This is a genomic window from Tessaracoccus caeni, assembly GCF_029211185.1.
Classification (GTDB): domain Bacteria; phylum Actinomycetota; class Actinomycetes; order Propionibacteriales; family Propionibacteriaceae; genus Arachnia; species Arachnia caeni.
On sequence record NZ_JARGDO010000065.1, the window covers coordinates 1 to 436 of the forward strand.

The 436-nt window shown below is 46.1% G+C and carries 1 protein-coding gene and 1 rRNA gene; one reads left to right on the forward strand and one right to left on the reverse strand.

All coding sequences use genetic code 11. From position 1 onward, the window contains the following. The coding region (locus tag P0D62_RS19010) for a hypothetical protein (protein ID WP_275704091.1) at positions 1-200 on the forward strand (200 nt) is incomplete at its 5' end. Between the two features lie 182 nt (positions 201-382). Here the strand turns inward: P0D62_RS19010 and P0D62_RS19015 are convergent. Then, a 16S ribosomal RNA gene (locus tag P0D62_RS19015) occupies positions 383-436 on the reverse strand; the annotation flags it as partial.

Here is a 436-nt window from a genome sequence, read left to right on the forward strand (position 1 = left end):
AAGGCATCCACCGATCGCACTTAGTAGCTTGTCAAACAAAAATATCACATTCGATAATCTACAAAGATGCTCGCGTCCACTATAAAATTCTCAAAACACACCCAAAAACAAACCCCAACACACGAAATAACGTGAATCAAGTATTTGCTCTGGCACGAAAAACCAACCACCCAAACCCAACCGGGCTTGCGCATGTTTGATTTTCCAGAACCCAACAACGTGTCCTTGCTTGGCAACCACCACCAACCCCCTCGGATCCCGTTCCACACCCACAAAAAGCGAGCAGTACTAAACAATCCAAACGACTTAATAATGATCTAGGTCAATGTTCCACAGAAACCCATCCCACAACGGAAAACGTGGGACATATATGGCTCCTTAGAAAGGAGGTGATCCAGCCGCACCTTCCGGTACGGCTACCTTGTTACGACTTAGT